Origin of the sequence: Gluconobacter oxydans DSM 3504 (assembly GCF_000583855.1) — a bacterium.
Lineage (GTDB): Bacteria > Pseudomonadota > Alphaproteobacteria > Acetobacterales > Acetobacteraceae > Gluconobacter > Gluconobacter oxydans.
On sequence record NZ_CP004373.1, the window covers coordinates 1,615,535 to 1,636,642 of the forward strand.

Consider the following 21,108-nt stretch of genomic DNA (forward strand, 5'->3'; position numbering starts at 1 on the left):
TCACTTCATGACCCAGACACGTCTGCTTTACGGTGCGAATGCCCATGCCAACGGCATCCGGCAGCATTATCTGCGCTACGGTGGCAAGGGTGCGCCGCTGGTGCTGGTGCCCGGCATTACGAGCCCGGCCATCACCTGGGGGTTCGTGGCGGACCGTCTGGCCGAGACGCATGATGTCTATGTTCTGGATGTGCGCGGGCGTGGCCTGTCTTCGACGGGGCCGGATCTGGATTATGATCTCGATACCTATGCGGCGGATGTCCGGGGCTTCATTGACGCGCTGGGCCTGAAGGATGTGGTCCTGATGGGGCATTCCATGGGCGCACGTATTGCGATCCGTGCGGCGCGGCAGAATGATGCCGGGCTGGCGCATCTGGCGTTGATCGATCCTCCCGTCAGTGGTCCCGGACGTCGGGCCTATCCTGCCAACCTGGACTGGTACACGGAATCCATCCGTTTGGCGCGCAGGGGCATGAGTGGTGCGGAGATGAAGCGGTTCTGCCCGACATGGACGGACGAGCAGTGCACGCTGCGGGCCCAGTGGCTTCATACCTGTGATGAACTGGCGACCCGGATCACGTTCGAGAAGTTCCATACGGAAGACATCCATCAGGATCTGCCCCACCTTAAAACCCCTGCCACTCTTGTTGTCGCAACGCGGGGAGGCGTAATCCAGAAAGAGGATGTTGAAGAAATCCTGCAGCTCAATCCTGCAATAGCCATCGCATATGTTCCGGATGCGGGACATATGATTCCCTGGGACAATTTCGACGGGTTCTTCGAGGCGCTTCAGGGCCGCTACTGACTTTCAGGACCGAATTTCCGCCCCGCTACAGGACGTCCCTGTAAGCCAGATGAGGTAGATTGCATATGTGTAAACGACCCGGCTCCCTGCACCTCGCCCTCTCCGTGACGACGATGCTGTCGGCCGCCTTTTCTTCGTCCGCCATGGCGGCCACCAAGCATTCGTCCGTGGTGCACAAAGCGGCTCCCGCTACACATAAAAACACGCCCCGTGTGGGGGCGCCGAAGCATCGGCATACGGGGCCATATGTGAGCAAAAGCGCGGAAAGCATGGCAGTTGTGGCCCGTCATCCGCCGCGGGGGACAGTCGAGACTGTCAGCCAGAAAATGCTGGCGGAAGCACCGGCCGGTACCAACCCGATGAAGGTGATCTCGCAGCTTCCGGGCATTGTGTTCCAGTCTGGCGATGCGCAGGGGCTCGACACATGGAGTGCACAGATCTTCATGCATGGTTTCCAGCAGCAGGAAATCGGCATGACGCTGGACGGGATGCCGCTCGGGGAGATGACGTACCGGAACTATAACGGTCTGAACCCGATCATGGCGATTTCGTCGGAGAACGTGGCGCGTATTGACGTGTCCCAGTCAGCCGGTGCGGAAAGCATGGCCGCGAGCAACAATCTGGGCGGCGGGCTGAGCTATGTCTCGATGACCCCGTCGGACAAGATGGGCGGCACGGCTGCGGCGGGTTTCGGCAGCTACAGCACCTATCACACGTTCCTGCGCTTCGAGAGCGGGAAGCTCAATTCCAGCGGTACGAAGTTCTACACGTCCTACATGCGCAACGACAGCGGGATGTGGAAGGGCTATGGCGAGCAGTTCATGCAGCAGGTAAACGCCAAGCTCGTTCAGCCGATCGGTCATGACAGCTCGATTTCGGCATTCTTCGACTGGAGCGACCTGCATCAGAACACCTATCCGGACATCTCGCCACAGATCGTCAACCGGGTGGGCTACGGTCTGCCAAGCTACGAGAACGGCAGCAATTCCGGTTACATCGCGGCTGTGAATGCGGCGAACGGGATCTATCCGGGGAAGGTCGGGACGCTCGACGATCCAGCGGATGCGGCGTATTACGATGGCAGTACGAATACGGTCGATACGTTTGGCGGCATCAAGGCCGACCTGCGCCTGACGGATTGTTTGACCTGGAACACGACGGCTTACGGGCATGGGGAGCGTAACCAGACCTCCTGGGCGACGCCCTATTATCCGTCCCCAACGGGATCGCCGGTCAGTGAGCTGATGAAAGAGCCGGAAATCCGGCGCTTCGGCATCGTCTCGGCACTGCATTACGATATCGCGCACAATCATATCGGCGCGGGTGTCTGGTACGAGAACAACAGCTACATGTCCCCGATGAACGCCTATTCGCAACCGGCGGTGGTGAATGGTGTGGTTCAGGGAAAGGTGCATGATCCGCTGACCCAGTGGCGCGATCCGTTCGCACAGATCTTCAACCAGAACTACAACACCAACACGTTCACGGCCTTCGTGCAGAACACGTATAATGTGCTGCCAAATCTGGCCCTGCATTTCGGTTTCAAGTCCCTGCTGAGCACGACGCGCGTGGGCGACGGCTATCTGAACCAGGACTATTACGGCGCAGGTGCTGCCATCACGAGCGGGGAAAGCCTCACGGTGGCCAAGCCGTTTCTGCCGCATATCAGCGCGGACTGGCACTTCCTGAAGGATCATGAGCTGTATTTCGATATTTCGGAAAACGCCCGGACCTACGCGCAGTCCGGCTACAAGCTCTCGAACTCGCCCTTTGCGGTCTCCCAGACCGCCTATGACGATACGAAGTCTTCGATCCGTCCCGAGACGGCCTGGACCTATGCGATCGGCTATCGCTACACGGGCAAACTGGTCGCCGCGACGGTCTATGCCTATCGCACGAACTACAACAACCGCCTGCAGCAGATCACGGAAGGACCGGTCGTCAACCCGATCTCTGCCGTCTCGAACGTGGGCGGGGTGACGATGAACGGTGTGGATGCGGGTCTGACACTGATGCCGTTCCGCGGTTTCGCGCTGACCAATTCCGTCAGCTACAACCATGGCGTCTACGACCAGAACCTTGTCAGCGGCTCCACGGTCTATGCGACGAAAGGCCAGCAGATCGTCAATTATCCCCGCTTCATGTACAAGGGACGCGTGTCTTACGAATGGCACGGCATGACGGCCTATGCCGACGGAAGCTACACCGGGACGCGCAATTACAGCTACACGGGAGACGTCAAAAGCCCTGGCTACTGGCTGACAAATGTGGGCGTGCAGTACAGCTTCGGAAATATGAAGCGGTACAACCGCTATCTGGGCGCCATCAAAAACCTGACGGTCGCATTCAACGGCTCCAACCTGACGAACAAACGCTACATTTCCACGATGGGCCAGAACGGTAACCCGGCTGATATCGCCTCGGGCGCGCTGACGGACCAGTCCATGCAGATCGGCGCACCCCGGATGTTCTTCGGCAGCGTACGGGCGGACTTCTAGGACAAAAAGCCCGTGGCGTAGGCCGCGGGTTTTTTGCTGTCAGGCGGGTTCCTCAGGCGCGGATGATACTCAGTTCAGGCGCACGGAAGGCCGGACGAAGGTCTCGACCCAGTCGGAGTAAAAGGACATCCGCCCCCGGCACAAGGTGCATCGCATCAAGAAGTCTGTCCCATGATCAGGGCTCACAGCGGAACAGGGTCCGGATCATTGCCGAATATGTCGTTGTTCTGGCGCGGTGTGATCTTATCGAGATACACATCCCGTGTCCGGCTGTCGAATGCAGTCGGCTCTTCGAACATGGCATGGATATGGTCTTTGATTATCATATCATCATGGATCTTCTGGTCAATGGAAGCCCGGTCTTGTTTGTGAGGAGTTTGTTCTCTTTCCGGGCGCAGCCTGTCAGGAAGATCAGGGCGCTGAGAGGTAGCGTGTCGGCAACACTGCAGCAGAACAATCAGAGCCGTCTCCTGAACACGTTGTGCTGGAGAAAGACTTTCTGACGACGGTTCTTCCTTTGATACTGTTTCCTACTAAAAGTGCAGAAATGGGTCTGGCCAACCTGCTTCAATATGCCATGGGCTACAGTAGTCTGTGCGTCGACCATTCATTGGAGGGTTTAAGAGAGATTGTTCAGACCCTGTCGATGTGACCGAGTTTGGCCTGCAGGTGTGTTTCTATCTGCGGGGGATGCTGCAATCATCGCAAACTGACATGGCTGAGGCGCTATCTGTCCAAAGGTGGGACCTTTGTCGATATTCGCGCGAATAGGGAGTTCTTTTCTTTATACGCCGTCCTGCGAGAGGCCCGCGTTAAAGCTTCCAATACGTGACTATCGACCGCCTTTATCCAATCAAGTCCTGAGAAATATAACCACAGTGTACCGCTCATATCCGCAAGTTTCCAAACTCTCAAGTCATGGAAATAAGGCATCATGGGCCGATAGGTGAGGGGTTTCTGGGCATGTCCTCCTACGTATTTTCGCGTTTATAAGATGCCGTGAGAGTGTTCTGGGTGAAACGTTCAGAGAACGGGCGATATCAGTCAGGCCTTCATTCCCTTCTTCCAAGCGAGACAGCGCAATATCCAGAACCTCTTCCGAAAGAAGACGAGGACGGCCCAGTGTCTTGCCTCGTATCTTTGCAGCTTCCAGGCCGGCTCGGGTTCTCTCGGCGATGATGGAGCGTTCGAATTCAGCTAGTGCTGCCATCATATGGAACATCAGTCGGCCGCCGGAAGACGAAGTATCAATATGCTCTGTTAGTGAACGAAAATGAACGCCTCGCTTGCTTAGTCTTTCCATGAGCTGGACCAAGCCGGACAGGGAGCGCCCTAGCCGGTCGAGGCGCCAGACAACCAGCGTGGAACCTTCACGAAGCGTTTGCGTGGCAGCTTCCAAGCCCGAGCGGGAAAAATTACCGCCTGACTCTCCATGATCGGTAAAAATACGATTACAGCCAGCAGTCCGCAGCGCTTGGATCTGCAAGTCCAGTCTCTGTTCTTCTGTAGAAACCCTAGCGTAGCCGATAATCATTTAACCCCCTCAAATGTATCAAATAAAAGGTCTTCCAAGCTGAACTGTTGGTTGAAGATCCCTATGGTTTTCTTCACGAGCGGTGAAGGTGTGAGGTTGACAAAAACGGTCGTTTTACATCGTCCTGCCTGACAGCAGATTTATGCACGGGCAATGTTAGAAAATCGGCCATTTTCTGGGAATCCCCAATTAAGCTTCGGGTGTTTGCGAACCTTTGCTCGAAACGACCGTTTTTGGCATCTGGCAATTCTCTGTTGCAAAAGGAAGTCCATACGGCCCCATCAGTGCAGGGGGGAGGTTCAGAAGAGAACAATCGTTTGCTAGGGGTGCCGGGCGGGATGTCTTTTCTTTTCAATGGGAAAGATCTGATCAGCGATGCCATGACCTATGAAGTGGTCGATCGGCATGTGGCAGACGATTTGGTAATCGAGTTTGGGAAGCTGATTTTTACGGAAAAGCCTTCGTCTCCAGTAATGGTTGATGGGGAATGAAAACGAGTGTCCCTGAAAGTGATCAGCCGGTTGAGCGATACGAAAGAGGCTTCGATCTGGCGCAAGCTGGACGTGAGGGCTGGACCATAGACTACAATTGCAGCACGGGCGCTCGGCTGCGCGGGATAGGGCAAAGCGATCTGGGGGCGTGGTGGCACGTTGCTGGGGCTGCTGCACATGGCTCCCCGTATCATTGCGCGGCTTTGGCAGAGCTTGCTCCTGAGGAACGTCTGGCAATCGAGGTCCACTGCGGCCCGACTGGAATACCGTTGCTGTGACGCATCTATGAAATTGCAACAGGGCTTAATGCAGGCAAGGGACGGACAGCACGGCGACGCATGCGTCGCCGCTTCTTTCTCTGTTCAGTTCGGATTTTGATAGAACATGGTAGTGTCCTCTCTTGCCGCGTGGCGTTCCATAAGAGCGCGTCATCTTGTGTTTGCGACGGTAGGCGGAACGCTCCTTTTTGGAGGGGCCGCAACCATTCCTCTATCAGTGGAAAATCAAGCCGTTCTTGCTATTGCGGGTATCCTTGCTTTTTTTGTCGTAGATAGAGTGCGTAATGAAAATGCGGCGATTATTCTCAAGCTATTATCGTTATTCGTTTCTCTAAGGTATTTTGTCTGGCGTCTCACAGAAACGGTTGAATTCGAGGACTTTGCTCAGGCTGCTTTAAGCGCAGCTCTTATATTCGCGGAGTTTTTCGCGGGGGTCATGCTTGTCTTAAGCTACTTTCAGACATTGCATACGCTTCAACGCAAACCAGCCGCCTTGCCAGACAAGATCGAGACCTGGCCTTCTGTAGACGTCTATATTCCAACTTATAATGAGGACCTGCAGATAGTTCGTATGGCAGTTCTGGCCTGTCTGGGGCTGGATTGGCCGGCAGATCGATTGAACGTCTATATTCTGGATGATGGGCATCGAAGTGAGTTTTTCGACTTCGCGCAAGCCTGTGGCGCGGGTTATATCGCGCGTGCCGATAATGCTCATGCAAAGGCTGGCAACCTAAATCATGCTCTGTCTCTGACCTCTGGTGAGTACATCGCAATTTTCGATTGCGACCATATTCCCGTGCGCGCTTTTCTGCAGTCTACAATGGGATGGATGATCGCTGATCGCCGTATCGGCCTGATTCAGACCCCTCATTACTTTTATTCTCCTGATCCATTTGAGCGAAATCTTTCAGAAGGTCTTTCCGTTCCTCCGGAAGGCAATCTGTTTTACGGGCTACTGCAACCGGGAAATGATTTCTGGAATAGCGCATTTTTCTGCGGTTCGTGCGCGGTATTGCGGCGGACGGCTCTGGAGGAGATTGGCGGGGTCGCAACTGATACCGTGACAGAGGACTGCCATACGGCATTGAGGATGCAAAGGGCAGGCTGGTCCAGCGCCTATCTGCGTCTCCCCTTGGCCGCCGGACTGGCAACGGAACGTCTTATTCTTCATATCGGCCAGCGCGCACGATGGGCGCGAGGCATGACGCAGATTTTTCGTGTGGATAATCCGTTGTTCGGACCAGGCCTGACGTTTGCCCAACGGCTCTGTTACCTGTCTGCGACGATGAGTTTTCTTTTCGCGATACCGCGTCTCATCTTTCTTCTGGCACCGCTTGCATATCTCTTTTTCGGAGAAACGCTGATAGCAGCCTCTCCCATGGCTCTCGCTGTCTATGTACTGCCTCATTTTTTCCATTCCGTCGCAACAGCGTCTCACGTCCAGAGAAACTGGCGATATTCCTTCTGGAGCGAAGTCTATGACATCGCGCTTGCGCCATTCATTGCCCCAATTACCCTCATGACGCTGATTTTCCCACGACGTGGCCGCTTCAACGTGACCGACAAGGGCGGCCTGGTTAAGCAGGAATATACGGATATGCGTGCCATTTGGCCGCAGATTGTCATTCTGATCCTGCTTTCTGCAGCTGTCATTTCCGGGGTGTGGAGAATTTTCTTCAGACAGCATGATGTGATGGTTCTGAATGCCTTATGGACGACATGCTTCTGGGCTGCACTGAATGCTCTGCTGGTTTTTGGAGCCATTCTTGTCGGGCGTGAGACGCGTCAGATCAGGCACAGTCCCAGACTTGCTGCTATATTCCCGCTGACGCTTGATTTGCAGAATGGCAACCTCGTCGAAGGCATCACGATCGATGTCTCACGAGGTGGGTGCAGAATTCACGTTCCGCCTGAAGACGCCAGCAAGCTCAGGTCAGACATGACAGTCCGCCTTTGTCTGCAGCCAGATGAGCCGGAAGTACTCGCAAGAATTGTACTGGTTGAAGAGGATGAGGTCAGCTTGCGCTGGACTCCTGTTTCCCCGCGGGAAGAAGCGGTGATTGTACGGTTCATGTTTGGCCGGGCAGACGCCTGGCTTGGCTGGGACAACTATGCGCCGGACCGTCCGCTACGGAGCGCATGGCTGCTTCTGCGCTGTTTCGGCAGCCTTTTGAAACGGGATGAGCCTGCTGCCTATGCAGAGCGGGACAAACGAATTCTGAATGCCGAACAGCAGGCGAAAGATTTTGCCGCTGCCCGCAGGAAAAAACGTGAGAGAATAGTGCTGCGTCCTCTGAAACAAGGTTCGACGGCCCTTCTCCTGATTATCGGCCTGATGACGGGGATTGCGCTGAGTGGGGAGGTCTATGCTCAGGCGCTGCCGTCTTCGTCCGTGGATGCTGGAGACAGTGTTCCTTTACCCGATATCGGCACTCATACGAATTCACCGGCGCCTGTCATTTCTTCGATCGCAGGTGCAACGCCGCAAACTTTTTCGCTCATGTATTTCGGAACTCCCTCAGTTCTGCGGATGTTGCCCTGGGCTTCCATTCAGGGGGTCAATATCTCCGTCCCCTCGTCTCGTCTTGTCACAGGGGCACATCTTGTCCTGAGCGGAGCTTTTTCACCCCAACTCGTCGCCATGGGCGGGGCCATCACGATACGCTTCAATGATCAGTATGTCGGAACGATCACCATGGATCGCTCTCGTGCTTTGTTCGACGCAATCAGTTTCGACATTGATCCTGTGCTTTTCACGAAAAAGAATACTCTGACCTTCTCTTTGGGAAGTAGCCCGTCGGATCACGAGACGCCGGCTCTTTCTCAAAAAACGGCCGATATATGGGCTGAAATAAGAGGTATGTCCTCTCTGACGCTGACGACTGTACCCTTGCCGCCGCAGCGTCACCTCAACCGTCTTCCCGCCCCCCTTCTTGATGTCCATGCCGTTGATCCCGTCGTGCTGCCATTTGTGCTTCCCGACAATCAGTCTCCGGCCGATCTGCGCGCCGCTGCGATCATGGCAGGCTGGTTCGGGAAGATCACTGATGTTCGGCATGTCTCGTTTCCTGTCAGCAGATATCTCCCTGCAAGAGGCAATGCGGTGGTTATCGCTCCAGTAGGTCTGCTGCCAGCGGGACTTCTGCTTCCGGCACCTCTCAACGGGCCATTTGTAGCCGAAGTTGCCAATCCCAAAGATGGTAATGGAACTGTACTGGTTATCACGGGTCGCACAACAGAAGAGGTTCAGGAAGCGGCGCGTGCGGTCGCCTTTCTGCCAGAAGCGCTTTCCGAGAATGCGTCACAGGCTGTGAGTGCGCCAGAAGCCCTAGCCAGAAGCCCTTATGACGCACCGGCGTTCATACCGACAAGCCGGGTAGTACGTTTTGGGGAACTGGTCAGCGATGCTGCGCTCACTGGCCATGGGTATATTCCTGGTACACTCAGCATTCCCTTCCGTGTCCTGCCTGATCTCTATACGTGGCGGGACAAGCCATTTCTCGCCGAGGTCGGGATCAATGGTCCTCTGGAAGCAATCGTCGATCTGGATCGCTCCCATGTGGATGTGAGTCTCAATGGTCTGTATCTGCGGAGTTACTCCTGGAGAGCCCCCACCCTTCTGCCACTGTGGGTTTCCCGCTATTTCCCGTCGATTTCTGCCTTGCAGCAGGACCGGATCAAACTTCCGGTCTGGGGCGTCTATGCGCAGAACCAGCTGGATTTCTATTTCAGTGGTCGTCCGGCTGAAAATACACAGATTGCTGCATCCGGGCAGGACATCACGGTCAGTATTGATCCAGACTCTACGCTTGATTTCAGGCGGGCATATCACTTTGCCGTCCTTCCCAATCTCGCAATGTTTGCAAACAGCGCTTTCCCCTTCACGCGCCTTGCCGACCTTTCCGAAACGGTCATCTGCCTGCCTGATCACCCGGATACTGCGGTAACCACGGCCTTTCTGGACCTGATGGGCACCATAGGCTCCTATACGTGGTATCCGGCAGACAAGATGACCCTGATCGGTGAGAGCGCACTGGCCTCTGGCAAGACCTTTCCCGATCAGGATGTTCTGGTGCTCGGAACACTGGGCCTGGACAGATCATACGCATCACTCCTGGCGGCAACGCCTTATACTCTTGAAAATGGCAAGCTCCATTTCCGGCAGAGAACAATGCTGGATGGTGTTCGATATTTCTTCACCGATCTTGCAGGAAACGCCGTTTCTGACACAGGCACGGTAAAGCTTCAGGGGGCACTCAGTCTTCAGAGCGGCGGAGCGCTTATTGCGGCACAATCGCCTTATGCGTCGCATCGCTCTCTTGTCATGATGCTGGCGGGGACACCGCAGGGGCTGGACGAACTGGTCCATGCCATGCGTGATCCGGAAAAGCAGCGGGGAATTCAGGGGGACCTGACAGTTGTTAATGGCAGCCATGTCGTCGCATCCCGCAATGGCATCTCCTACACCGTGGGCAGTCTGCCTTTCTGGGTGAATATCGAGCGTATCTTCCGTGAGCATCCATTCCGCATCATTGTTGCGGCTGCCGTCGCCATCCTCCTGATCGGACGTAGCCTCCATAAGGCTGTCATATATCAGGCCATGCTGCGCAAACGTGTCATGGATGAGGTTCAATTCTCGGATCAGGGCGTCTAGGCACGATGAAAGTCCCTTTTCTGTCGCCTCGGCATAAATCTGCCCTGTTTCTGTCCAGTCTGTCGCAATGTGCACTTTGCTGGTGGCCAGGAGAGGTACAGGCTCAGCAGGCCGCCTCTCTCCCGGCAACACAGGGTGGCCAGGGCAGCGTTGTCGCGCTTTTGTTGAAACAGACACGATACTGGCTCGACCGGAACCAGTATGACCGAGCGGCTGAAACACTGGCGCAGGCACGCCAGATAGCGCCCCAAAATCCGGACGTTCTGGAAGTCGAAGGGGAGTGGGCTAGTCAAAAAGGGGATGTTGAAGCCTCGGAAAAAATTCTGAGGACTCTTCAGAGAATTAATCCGGAGACGGCACAAAAGCTGGATTCCGTTATGAGAGGCAGTCTTGTCTCCGGCCCTCTTCTGGATGAGGCACGAACGCTTGCCCGTTCAGGGAATGCGACAGAAGCAGTGCGTATTTACAAGCGCCTGTTTCCGAACGGGCCGCCTGATGGATATGCGCTGGAATACTATCAGGTCATGGCCGCAGCCAAGCCGTTGCGAAACGAAGGTATCGCCGGACTGCGCTCACTTGTCCGTACCAACCGGAACAATATTGCTGCCCAAATTGGTTATGCTGAATCGCTGACCTGGAGTGAGGAGACACGCTCTGAGGGAATGGAACGGTTGCAACGGCTGGCAGGTGTTTCAGCTCTTTCGGGTGAACAGCGAGCTTCCGTTATACGAGCATGGCGCACAGCACTTTACTGGCTTCCTGTAACATCTCGCAGCATCCCGTTCTACGATGCCTTTCTGTCGGTACTTCCGCAGGACCGTGACGTATTGGAACGGCGAAGCCGGGCAGAGCATGCGCCGAGTGAAGAGTCGGCCCAGATCCGTACCGAGGGATTCCAGGCTCTGGATCATGCCAATCTTCAGCAGGCGGAGCGTGACTTCAATAATGTGCTCCTAACCCATCCGGACGACGCTGACGCCGTAGGAGGCCTCGGGCTCGTCCGTCTGCGACAGGGTCGTTCTGACGAAGCCACGACACTTTTGAACCGTGCATCGCAGCTGAATCCGGCTGAGGCCGCACGCTGGGCGCAGGCTCTCGCTGGCTCGAAACTGGCTGGCACTTATCACAGGATAGACAGTCTGATCGCCGCGGGGCGTTATGCCGAGGCAAGACAGCTCACGGTTGATACGCTGGAACTGGCACCTGATCAGACGGCGCTTAAAGTCAAACTCGCAGATATGGACCGCAGGCAGGGGCGAATGGCTGAAGCCGAGCGGGGCTATCGTAGTGTGCTTGCTTCAGAACCTGGCAATATTGCCGCGCTTCAGGGGCTGAGTGGACTTCTGGCATCGGATGGTCGGGTGACCGAGGCTCAGGCCCTCGCGCGACGTATCCCGGGTATGGGAAACCGTTTCCTACACGATATGCGCGCGGCGGATCTTCAGGCAGAGGCGAGCAGGGCGGATAACGCCGGAGAAAGGGTCACTCTGCTGACCTCGGCTCTGTCGGAAAAACCGGATGATCCGTGGATCAGACTTCATCTGGCTCAGGCTCTTCTGCAATCTTCCCGACCGCAGGAAGCGCAGGAGGTCATGGAGCCTCTCCTGTCGACTGCGGGTCATCTGACTGTGGAACAGTTACAGGCCGCGTTGTTCTTCAGCAGTCAGGTCAATGATTTCGACAGGATCAGGCAGCTTCTTCGGACGTTGCCTGCCCACGCACACACATCTTCCATCAGGGAGGTCGAAATGCGTCTCGAAGATCATGACCGGATCGCTACTCTGCCGTCGGATGACACCGATGCCCGCTTTTACGTCCGCAGGCTGGCTGACACCATGACCGATCCCACCGGGGTGAGAGGCACGGGCGTTGCAAACCAGTTGATTGGTGCCGGCAAGTCAGCTCTTGCCGTATTCTTTCTTCGAAGTCTCATGTCTTCTTCCCCTCACCTGACGACACAGCAGAGGCTGTCATATGCGGGCAGTTTCCTGAGCCTTCGCAAGACAGATGAAGCGCGGCATCTGATGGAAGGTCTTGTCGGCGCACAGTTGACTTCCGAAGAGGAACGCGAGCGTCACGATATTACAACAGGCCTGGCCGTAACGCGATCCGACCAGCTGAACGCGAAAGGTGATCAGGCAGAAGCTTATGAAGCCCTCAGGCCCGTTCTGGCGGAAAATCCGTCTGATACGTCAGCCCGTATGGCCCTTGTTCGTCTGTATGAAGCCCGCCAGGAAACTGCAAAGGCAGACGAAATCATACGCGCCGTCGTTAATCGTGATCCAGATGATCTGGAAGCCAGGCTCGCGCTGGTCAGGCTGGAAGCTCAGGCGGGTCAGAAAGACGAAGCCAGAGCCAATGCCGATGCTCTCAAGGAACAGGCGCCTTCTGATCCCCGTGCGTGGATTGCAGCCGCCCGTGTGGCCGAGATGGATGGAAACTGGCGGGAAAGTCTTGAAGACCTCGTGCAGGCAAGAGAACTCCGGAACGCGCAGGTTCGACGGACGGATGGGTACCTGGCTGAGGACGCCAATCCGTTCCGGCAGCAGGAGCATGGCAAATCCGAGATGGAGCAGGATCCGATGCTGAGCGGCATTCAGGAAGATGAAAGCCGCGTCAGCCAGACCTATGCTCCGACTGTGGATCTCACACCCGGGTTCCTGGGGCGTTCCGGAACCGGTCTGACCAAACTTTCCCGTGCCGATCTGAAAATGGAAGGCGCCATGACGGTTGGTTCAGGACGGCTGGGTATTATTCTCGATCCAACAGTTCTCGCGTCCGGCACTGGAAATCTCGATTATCGCGAGGGACTGTGGCAGACCGGAACCACAGCTGTAACCTGTGCGCCTTATCCCGTAACGAGTTCCGCCTGCTACAGTGATGCGATACGTCGTCGCTCGGCTTATGGTGTGGGTACGAACCTTTATTATTCCCTCGGCTGGTTCAAGGGAGATATTGGCACGTCGCCGCTTGGCTTTGCTGTGACCAATATTCTGGGCGGTATTGAACTCACCCCCCGGATCGCCCCGAACCTGACATTCCATACGACGCTGGAACGGCGTGCCATCACTGATAGCGTCCTGTCATATGCTGGAATGCGAGGGGAGGGCACATGGGGCGGAGTGACCAGAAACAGAGCTCATGCACAGTTCGAATATGGAGATGATGCCTTCTCTCTTTATGCAGGTGGTGGCGGCTCTTACATCTATGGTCGTAATACCCAGTCCAATGTCAGTTATGAGGCGGGGGGCGGAGGCAGTCTCCGTATCTATGACGATGGCATGAACAAGGTTCATGTTGGCGCGGACGTTGACTGGTTCGGCTATAATAATAACCAGTTCCTTTATACTCCGGGGAACGGGGGCTATTTCTCTCCTCAGTCTTTCTTCTCCCTGACCATACCTGTGCGTTATGCGGGGCATAAAGGGTTGTGGGACTGGGCTGCATCCGGCTTTGGTGGCTTTCAGGCATATCACCAGCGCAGCACGCTGCTTTTTCCTCTCAACAGCAGCTATCAGCAGCAGGCAGCAGCCTATTACGCGGCCGCGCAATCCTGTGCCCTGCAGCAGACGCTGGCTGCGGCAGATGGATCAACGACCACGCCCTGTGCCGGTGTTTCTACCAGTGTGCTGAACCAGTATAGCGATCGCGACCCCGCGAAATCCTCGTCTGGAATTTCAGGCGGTATAGAGGCGCTTTTCTATTATCACATTACGCCTGACCTAAAGATCGGTGGTCATTTTCTCTATCAGAAGTCGGGTCCCTGGAATCAGACAGATGTGAATCTCTCGGTTCACTATGACTTTTCCGGAGTGCATTGAGTGATCGTTGATTTTACGCTGCTGCTTACAGAGCTCGCCCGCGAATTTGATCAGCAGGCCGGGTCTGATGCCCGGGACAGCTTCCTCCGTAAGGTTGGCCGCCGGATTGGTCGGCGGGCAACTTTGCCGCCGTGTGGGACGCTGCTCGACCTCGAGTTGGAAATGAACGTCCAGCTTGCAACGCTGGGCTGGGGGCAGACGCGCCTTTCCCTTGAAGAAGCGCAGGCGAGCCTTAGGCTCAGCCATGAGGGGCTGCCATCACTGGGAAGTACGGGCACTCCGCCAGGAAGCTGGCTGACAGCGTGCCTGGCCGGCCTCTACGAACAGTGGCTTATGGACCAGCCCGATGCAGCTGAAGGCTGCCGGATAAAATGGGATCCACAGGCCCCTGCCAGCGCTCCCGGAAGTCTACTTTTCGAGTACGGAAAATGAACAGAACCACTATCGCCCGTTCAATGCGTCGGAACGGTTGAGCGTATGTCACAAATTCCATCCGACATCGCTTCGCTGAGCAACGCAATGGGAAAGCCGGATTTCAGATACCATTCGTTCGATAATGTCGCTCTCATTCCACAGACACCTTACGTGACACCGGCTGAGAATGAAGCAGAGCATGCTGAACCACTGGCACAGTCCCCAGATCTGGCAACGGCTTTACCGCACGCCGAGAGCACCAAGGCGGACGCGGTTCTGACGAAAGAGAATTCACTTACGGACGTCGGTAGCATTCAGCTTTCCAGAGTATTCGCGATTTTGGGTCGGAACGGGAGCACAAGCGTCACACCTGCCAAGAAACTTAACGAGATTTTTCGTTGAGTTCCCCAAGCGAGACAGTACCTGACAGGATATATGCAGTGAAAAACAGAATGTGTGACCCCGCCGTGGCATCCGCTTCATTCAACAGGCGCACGGTCATGAAAGGAGTTTTTTATACTTCTCTTCTGGCCGCGACCGGGTCGTATGCTTCCGCAGCGACGGCAGATGAGTTGTGGGAAGATTACAAGCGGCGTTTTATGACGTCCGACGGGCGTATTATCGACGCTCATGATGGTGTCGCATCTCACAGCGAGGGGCAGGGATATGGAATGCTCTTTGCGGTTGCGTTCGATGATCAGGCGTCTTTCGACAAACTCTGGAACTGGACTGCCACCACGCTCCGCAGGCCACAGGATGCACTTTTCTCGTGGAGGTATATCAGCAATGCTGTTCCTCATGTGCCTGACCATAATAATGCTACGGACGGTGATCTTCTGATTGCCTTTGCCCTGACCCTGGCTGCACAGAAATGGCAGCGGTCATCTCTTCTGACACAGGCAAAGAAAATCTATTCAAGTGTTCGAGAAAAGCTTCTCGTTAGTTTTAACGGTCGTCTTGTTCTTCTTCCAGGTCTTGCGGGCTTTCTGCTGCCTGGAAAGGTTACGCTGAACCTGTCCTATTACATTATTCCCTCCATGCAGGCAGCACGGGACCTTGATGATGCAGTGACATGGTCGAAGGCCATTGATGACGGAATGGATCTGCTCAGGCAGGCCCGTTTTGGTAAATGGGGCCTGCCGCCTGACTGGCTTACGCTTGGTAAGGACCGGGACATGCCAGAAATCGCTTCAGGCTGGCCGCCCCGGTTTTCTTACGACGCAATCCGGATACCTCTATATCTTCAATGGGGCGGCATGCTGGATCCGGATCTTGCGGACCCGTTCGTAAGCTACTGGCATGCGTACATTTCAGGCGTGTTGCCCGCCTGGATAGATCTGAAGACAGATGAAACAGCGCCTTATGGGGCTCCCGAAGGATTTCACGCCATTGGTGGGGCTTGTGGGTTCGAGAACGGTTTCGTTCCCGTATTGAGGGGAAATATTGATTATTACTCTGCTTCCCTCGTTCTTCTCTCGAATATCGTGGCGACACGAAGGCTGCGCTAAGGCGCAGCGTCACGGGACCACCATCACATCTGAATACTCGGGGGCATGCTGCTGTTGCAGTTTCTCTCCCGCAGGTCAGATCATAATTTTACGGAAAAACATTTCATGACCATTGATTTCAGTGAAGTACAAGAGCCGTCTATTGCCCAGAAGGAATGGGAAAACCTGATCGCACAGACGCCTGAGCATGTGCGCGAGACCGTAGCCGAAGTGATCGACAGGCATGCGAAGGACTGTGTGCAGCGGTTTTATGAAGTACTCCTGGGCAACGCTGATGCAGCACCGTTCCTTTCAAACGAAATCGTCGACACGCGCCTTCGGGTGGCACTGGTGCGTTGGCTGAAGGAGCTTTTCTCTCATGACGCGCCTGACGCAGCTAACCTTGTACAGACTCAACAGCGGATTGGTGCGGCGCATGCGCGTATTCAGATCCCGATTCATGTGGTGATGCACGGAGCACGTCTCCTGAAAAGAAAACTGCGCATGTTCATTCAGTCTCTTGGACTGAATGGATCGGAGTATTCCATGAGCACCGCATATGCTGAAGACATGATCGATATTGCAATCGAGGTCATGAGCCTCGAGTTCGTAAAGGGAACGCGAAAGGAAGTTGAGGTCAACGAGGCGTTTCGGCTTATGTCATTGGGAAAAGACATAAGCCTTGAACGAGAGACACAGCGTGCCGCATTGTTGGAGTGGGGGCAGTCTTTTCTTCTTGATATTTGTTACGGGGGAGATTCAGCCAGTACTCTTTCAGACTCTGCATTCGGTCTGTGGCTCAGACACAAGGGAAGTGTCCTCTTTCAGGGAGCGCCAGAAATCGACGTCGTCTCGAAGGCCGTGGAACACGTTGATAACGAGCTTGTTCCTGCTCTGGTATCCAAACGGCCTGTATCGCCAAAGGCCATCAAAGCTCTCCAGAGTGCGCTGGAAGAAATCCATTACATGATGGACCAGCTTTTTAAGACGGCCGAAGCTGTGGAGAATGGCCGGGATCCTCTAACCCAGACATTAAGCCGACGCTTTCTGCCTACCATTCTTGGCCGAGAAGTCTCACTTTCTTTGCGGCGGAACGTCCCTTTCAGTGTCCTTATGGTGGATATTGACCATTTCAAATCCATCAATGATCAACTCGGCCATGTCGCTGGTGATTCCGTATTGCGATCTGTCGCTAAAATCCTGCTCGCACAATGTAGGATGAGTGATTTTGTTTTCCGGTATGGGGGAGAAGAATTCCTTGTTCTGTTGACAGAAACAGCAGAAGAAAAAGCAATTCAGATTGCTGAACGTATTCGCGAAGCGATTGAACGGAGTTCTGCCCTGGCAGTTAATGGAAACGATATTCACGTAACGGCATCATTCGGCATCGCCACATTTGATGGCCATCCCGATTATCGTTACCTGATTGAGGACGCGGATCGAGCCCTTTACCTTGCCAAGGCGGCAGGCCGAAATCGATGGCAGGTCAGCAAAGGAAAACATACTCATTGAAGGGGATTGTCAGGGCAGGTGGGCAAAAGATCTGATCCACGCCCTTGTGGTGGAAGATTGAGGAAACTCCTGAATAACAGGAGGCTCCTGTCATACCTTCCGGTCGTTCCATTCGCCTCCTACCAGCGGTTTCGGAAAATCCGATGGTCGTTGCATGGCGAGGGAGCTTCGGTTGCTTCGTGAACATTTGTGTGAGCCGACACTTACGTTCAGGAGATCTACCCGATGTAAGGTAATTATTCCTGCGGCCACGGTGAGGCCGCAGGAACGAATGTTATTTTTCATCCAATGCAAAAGCGATGACGTCATCTCCACGATCGGGAGACTGCCGTGCACCGCCAACCGAGATGACGATGTATTGCCGATGCGTTGTGGGCGAGACATAAGACATTGGACCACCCTGGCTCCCAACGGGCAGACGGGCTTTCCAGACCTCTTTTCCAGTCGCGCTGTCAAAAGCACGTAGATAATAATCCTGGGTCCCAGCGATGAAGACGAGGCCACCTTTCGTCGCAAGCGTTCCCCCCAGCGTTGGCATGCCAATTGGCATTTTGGCATGCATCTTGATTCCGAAGGGACCCGTATCCTGCACTGTGCCAACCGGGACTTGCCAAACGATTTTGTGCGTCCTCATATCGATTGCAGAAAGCGTGCCGAAAGGTGGTTTCTGACAGGGTATCTGCAGCGGCGACATAAAGCGGTTCTTCACAACAGAATACGGCGTGCCTCCAAGCGGCACAGCCCCCATGCCAGCATTGATCGCTTCGCCGCCACTGGCCGATCCAGTTTTGCCTGTTTCGACCTTTTCACTTTGTCCCGCCGACGGGGTAGGGGCAGGGGCCGCTGTCTTGACCATCCGCACCCAGAGGCCAAGGCGCATGTCATTAACGAAGATATAGTGGTTATCGGGATCAGTGGAGATGCCGCCCCAGTTCATGCCCCCCAGTGAGCCGGGAAAGCTTAGCGAAGTATCCGTGCCGGGAGCCGTGAACAGACCCGTGTAGCGCATCGAGCGGAAGCTGATCCGACAGGCAAGTTGATCGAATGGCGTCGCGCCCCACATATCAGCCTCGCTCAGCGGGCCAGCGCCGATTTGTGGCATACCGACCGAGACGGGCTGGGTGGGGGAGTAGTGTTCATTCGGAATATTGGCTTTCGGCACGGGGACTTCCTTGACGTCCGTCAATGGTTGGCCCGTTGCCCGATCGAGAACGAAGATTTGCCCGGATTTGGTGCCAAAGACAACGGCAGGGGTGTTGCCGTGGGCTGTCGGCACATCAATTAACGTGGGTTGCATCGGGATGTCGAAATCCCACAGATCATTATGCACGGTCTGGTAGACCCAGCGCATATGACCTGTCGTTGCATCCAAAGCGAGGATGGAAGTGGCGTATTTATGGTCTTCCGGCGTGCGATTGCCTCCCCATAGATCCACGGATGAACTACCCATCGGTATAAAGACCGTATTCATTGCGGCATCATAGGACATCGGCGCCCAGGAATTGGCAGAGCTCCGCCGATAGGTCTCCCCTTCGGTTAGTTTGTGGTTCGGATCAGGATTGCGAGCGTCAAAAGCCCACCGAAGAGCGCCGGTGATGACATCGTAACCGCGAATTACACCACCGGGCATATCGGTTTTGACGTTGTCAGCAATGCGACCACCAACGATGACAGTCGTACCGGCAACGGTTGGCGGTGAGGTGACCTGATATTGCGGATCCGGAGCATCGCCGAGACCCTCGAGCAGATTTACGGTACCATTGGTTCCGAATTCTTGACAGTATTCGCCCGTTTGGGCGTCGATAGCGATCAGTCGGCCATCGGGAGTGTTGGTGAAAAGACGCTTGTCGCACGGAGCCGTCGGATCGTGAGAGATCGGTTCAGGTGCGGAAAGCGCGTTGGTTGTAACCGGGAGAGGGGCAGAGGCATCGAAATAGCCAAGCCCTCGACAACGCTGCCATATCTTCGACTGAGAATTGACATGTGCTTCCCAGCGCTTGCCACCGCTATCCGCATCGACGGCGATGACATTGTTATGTGGTGTGCAGAGAAAGAGCGTGTTGCCGATCTGCAGGGGCGTCTCCTGGTCTTCCGCACCATTCCCTCCGGGACTTATTGGAATATCCCCCGTGTGGATGCTCCAAACCTGATGGAGGCGGGAAATGGTATTGCGGTTGATTTCCGAAAAAGGAGCGAAGCGCGTGCCAGTCGCCGTGCGTCCATACGCACTCCAGTCTCCGGTGCCGTCCTTGGTGCTGGCGAGTGGCGCTTCTTGCGTCGGGCCAGCGACAGGGGCATGTGGAATGAACATCTCGGCGAAAGCCCCAATCAGACCAATGCACGTCAAAAAGCATAGTCCATAAGACGGACCCCGGAGTGGCGTCTTACCGCTGATTTGGCGCAGATAGGGCAGAAGAGCAAAGAAAACGAGCAGAAAGACGGACGGAACAAACAGTCGCGAGATCAAGGGCCAGAAATCAATACCCGTTTCGCCGAATGCCCACAGTACTGTCGTAATGTAAAAAATCATGAAAAGAAGAAAAGCGAGCGATCGTTGCCGCATTAAAAACCAGGCAGACGTGAGAAGCAGGATGCTTTCTAGGGCGAAATAAGGACTGCCGCCGAGTGCTAGCAGCCAGATACCACCACTGAAGAAGTAGAGCCCTGTGACGAATAGGGCGATTGCCAAAAGCCACGCCAGGAGAAGGGCTGGCCGACTGGAGGGTTGGTCGATCGAATGCAAGACGTTTCTCCTGTTCTGCGGCAAAGGAATCTGACCGCCTTAGATGATTCAGACTAACTAGATAGTCAGCAAGCGAACGCATAGGACACCCAACAAGCCAAACCAAACACTACTCACGCTTTGAGACCCTCAATTCACCGTGATAGAATGAGAGGATATTTTTCCGTTATGAACAAAACCTCCCTAACCAATTGAAGGTACGAGAGAATTAACGAATGAGTGATGATCCTCCCTTTCTGCGGGATGCAGACCAGACACGGAAAAATATTCTGGAAGTCGCATTGAAAGAATTCGCTGAATACGGTCTGGCGGGCGCCCGGGTGGATCGGATCGCCAGAGGAACCCGTACAACGAAAGGTATGATCTATTACCACTTCGGAGATAAGGATGGCTTGTATAAAGCCGTTTTGGAGAAGGTTTATCCTAGTCTTCGTTCAGATGAGGAGCATCTTGACGTACGCAACACTGATCCAATTGAGGCATTGGAGCGTATTATCGATTTTACTCTCGACTATCACGAAAAACACGAAGATTTTGTTAGAATCGTGATGATTGAAAATATAAATAAAGGTGAGCATCTACGAAAAACGGGAATTGATAGCACTGTTAGTTATAGAATCATGGTGGTAATAGCTGATATTCTGAGTCGTGGGATGGCTTTGGGTGTATTTAAAAGAGAAGTTACCCCTGTAGACTTGCATATATTTTATACGTCTTTTTGTTTTTATCGCGTCAGCAACCATCATACTGTGTCTTCTGTTCTCGGAATCAACATGCTTAGTGCGCAGAGTTGCGCGCGACACCGCCGTATGGTGAAAGACGCCGTTATTGCTTATCTGGCGTCGGCGGACTGAGTTCGCCCCATAAATGA

General features: G+C 54.7%; 13 protein-coding genes and 1 pseudogene. 11 read left to right on the forward strand and 3 right to left on the reverse strand.

What is annotated here, in order from left to right:
• Positions 1 to 7: 7 nt before the first annotated feature.
• Positions 8 to 805: an alpha/beta fold hydrolase gene (locus GLS_RS07205; protein ID WP_041111708.1), complete on the forward strand. Its 798-nt coding sequence runs from the start codon at positions 8 to 10 to the stop codon at positions 803 to 805.
• Between the two features lie 65 nt (positions 806 to 870).
• On the forward strand, positions 871 to 3,303 hold the full coding sequence (locus GLS_RS07210; protein ID WP_041111709.1) for a TonB-dependent receptor: 2,433 nt from the start codon (positions 871 to 873) through the stop codon (positions 3,301 to 3,303).
• Positions 3,304 to 3,485: 182 nt separating this feature from the next.
• Here the strand turns inward: GLS_RS07210 and GLS_RS13365 are convergent, their stop codons facing one another.
• Together GLS_RS13365 and GLS_RS13130 are read right to left on the reverse strand one after the other, a co-directional pair.
• Positions 3,486 to 3,629, reverse strand: a complete 144-nt coding sequence (locus tag GLS_RS13365; protein ID WP_155721039.1) for a hypothetical protein — start codon at positions 3,627 to 3,629, stop codon at positions 3,486 to 3,488.
• A 590-nt stretch (positions 3,630 to 4,219) separates the two neighbouring features.
• Entirely contained in the window at positions 4,220 to 4,837 is a 618-nt protein-coding gene (locus GLS_RS13130) for a recombinase family protein (protein ID WP_080691913.1), read from the reverse strand.
• A 233-nt stretch (positions 4,838 to 5,070) separates the two neighbouring features.
• On the opposite strand from GLS_RS13130, the gene GLS_RS13265 reads away from it, so the two are divergent.
• From GLS_RS13265 to GLS_RS07235, 8 genes and pseudogenes are all read left to right on the forward strand, one after another.
• The gene (locus GLS_RS13265; protein ID WP_148295904.1) at positions 5,071 to 5,328 is read left to right on the forward strand and encodes a hypothetical protein; all 258 of its coding nucleotides are present in this window, start codon (positions 5,071 to 5,073) and stop codon (positions 5,326 to 5,328) included.
• 384 nt (positions 5,329 to 5,712) lie between these two features.
• Positions 5,713 to 10,260 (forward strand): UDP-forming cellulose synthase catalytic subunit, encoded by a 4,548-nt coding sequence (gene bcsA, locus GLS_RS07215; protein WP_080691915.1) that lies wholly within the window; start codon positions 5,713 to 5,715, stop codon positions 10,258 to 10,260.
• Positions 10,261 to 10,265: 5 nt separating this feature from the next.
• Positions 10,266 to 10,604: pseudogene (locus GLS_RS13630) on the forward strand (tetratricopeptide repeat protein); the annotation flags it as partial.
• A 33-nt stretch (positions 10,605 to 10,637) separates the two neighbouring features.
• Positions 10,638 to 14,081 (forward strand): cellulose synthase subunit BcsC-related outer membrane protein, encoded by a 3,444-nt coding sequence (locus GLS_RS07220; RefSeq protein ID WP_041111710.1) that lies wholly within the window; start codon positions 10,638 to 10,640, stop codon positions 14,079 to 14,081.
• Positions 14,082 to 14,513, forward strand: a complete 432-nt coding sequence (gene bcsD, locus GLS_RS07225; protein WP_052327512.1) for a cellulose biosynthesis protein BcsD — start codon at positions 14,082 to 14,084, stop codon at positions 14,511 to 14,513.
• A gap of 45 nt (positions 14,514 to 14,558) precedes the next feature.
• Positions 14,559 to 14,897 (forward strand): hypothetical protein, encoded by a 339-nt coding sequence (locus GLS_RS13140; protein ID WP_080691917.1) that lies wholly within the window; start codon positions 14,559 to 14,561, stop codon positions 14,895 to 14,897.
• A gap of 38 nt (positions 14,898 to 14,935) precedes the next feature.
• On the forward strand, positions 14,936 to 16,003 hold the full coding sequence (locus GLS_RS07230; RefSeq protein ID WP_148295905.1) for a glycosyl hydrolase family 8: 1,068 nt from the start codon (positions 14,936 to 14,938) through the stop codon (positions 16,001 to 16,003).
• 105 nt (positions 16,004 to 16,108) lie between these two features.
• Complete coding sequence (locus GLS_RS07235; protein ID WP_041112756.1) at positions 16,109 to 17,494, forward strand: diguanylate cyclase; 1,386 nt, start codon at positions 16,109 to 16,111, stop codon at positions 17,492 to 17,494.
• A gap of 274 nt (positions 17,495 to 17,768) precedes the next feature.
• Here GLS_RS07235 and GLS_RS07240 read toward each other — a convergent pair whose 3' ends face one another.
• On the reverse strand, positions 17,769 to 20,237 hold the full coding sequence (locus tag GLS_RS07240) for a membrane-bound PQQ-dependent dehydrogenase, glucose/quinate/shikimate family (RefSeq protein ID WP_196756965.1): 2,469 nt from the start codon (positions 20,235 to 20,237) through the stop codon (positions 17,769 to 17,771).
• A gap of 215 nt (positions 20,238 to 20,452) precedes the next feature.
• Here GLS_RS07240 and GLS_RS07245 point away from each other — a divergent pair, with 215 nt between their 5' ends.
• A complete protein-coding gene (locus GLS_RS07245) occupies positions 20,453 to 21,091 on the forward strand; it encodes a TetR/AcrR family transcriptional regulator (protein WP_041111712.1) in 639 nt (212 codons plus the stop codon).
• Positions 21,092 to 21,108 lie beyond the last annotated feature (17 nt).

What these genes read in the sequence shown, in the direction of transcription:
- GLS_RS07205 (WP_041111708.1), top strand. Translation starts at nt 8, where the DNA reads ATGACCCAGACACGTCTGCTTTACGGTGCGAATGCCCATGCCAACGGC.
- GLS_RS07210 (WP_041111709.1), top strand. Translation starts at nt 871, where the DNA reads ATGTGTAAACGACCCGGCTCCCTGCACCTCGCCCTCTCCGTGACGACG.
- GLS_RS13365 (WP_155721039.1), bottom strand. Translation starts at nt 3,629, where the DNA reads ATGATAATCAAAGACCATATCCATGCCATGTTCGAAGAGCCGACTGCA.
- GLS_RS13130 (WP_080691913.1), bottom strand. Translation starts at nt 4,837, where the DNA reads ATGATTATCGGCTACGCTAGGGTTTCTACAGAAGAACAGAGACTGGAC.
- bcsA (WP_080691915.1), top strand. Translation starts at nt 5,713, where the DNA reads ATGGTAGTGTCCTCTCTTGCCGCGTGGCGTTCCATAAGAGCGCGTCAT.
- GLS_RS07220 (WP_041111710.1), top strand. Translation starts at nt 10,638, where the DNA reads ATGAGAGGCAGTCTTGTCTCCGGCCCTCTTCTGGATGAGGCACGAACG.
- GLS_RS13140 (WP_080691917.1), top strand. Translation starts at nt 14,559, where the DNA reads ATGTCACAAATTCCATCCGACATCGCTTCGCTGAGCAACGCAATGGGA.
- GLS_RS07235 (WP_041112756.1), top strand. Translation starts at nt 16,109, where the DNA reads ATGACCATTGATTTCAGTGAAGTACAAGAGCCGTCTATTGCCCAGAAG.
- GLS_RS07245 (WP_041111712.1), top strand. Translation starts at nt 20,453, where the DNA reads ATGAGTGATGATCCTCCCTTTCTGCGGGATGCAGACCAGACACGGAAA.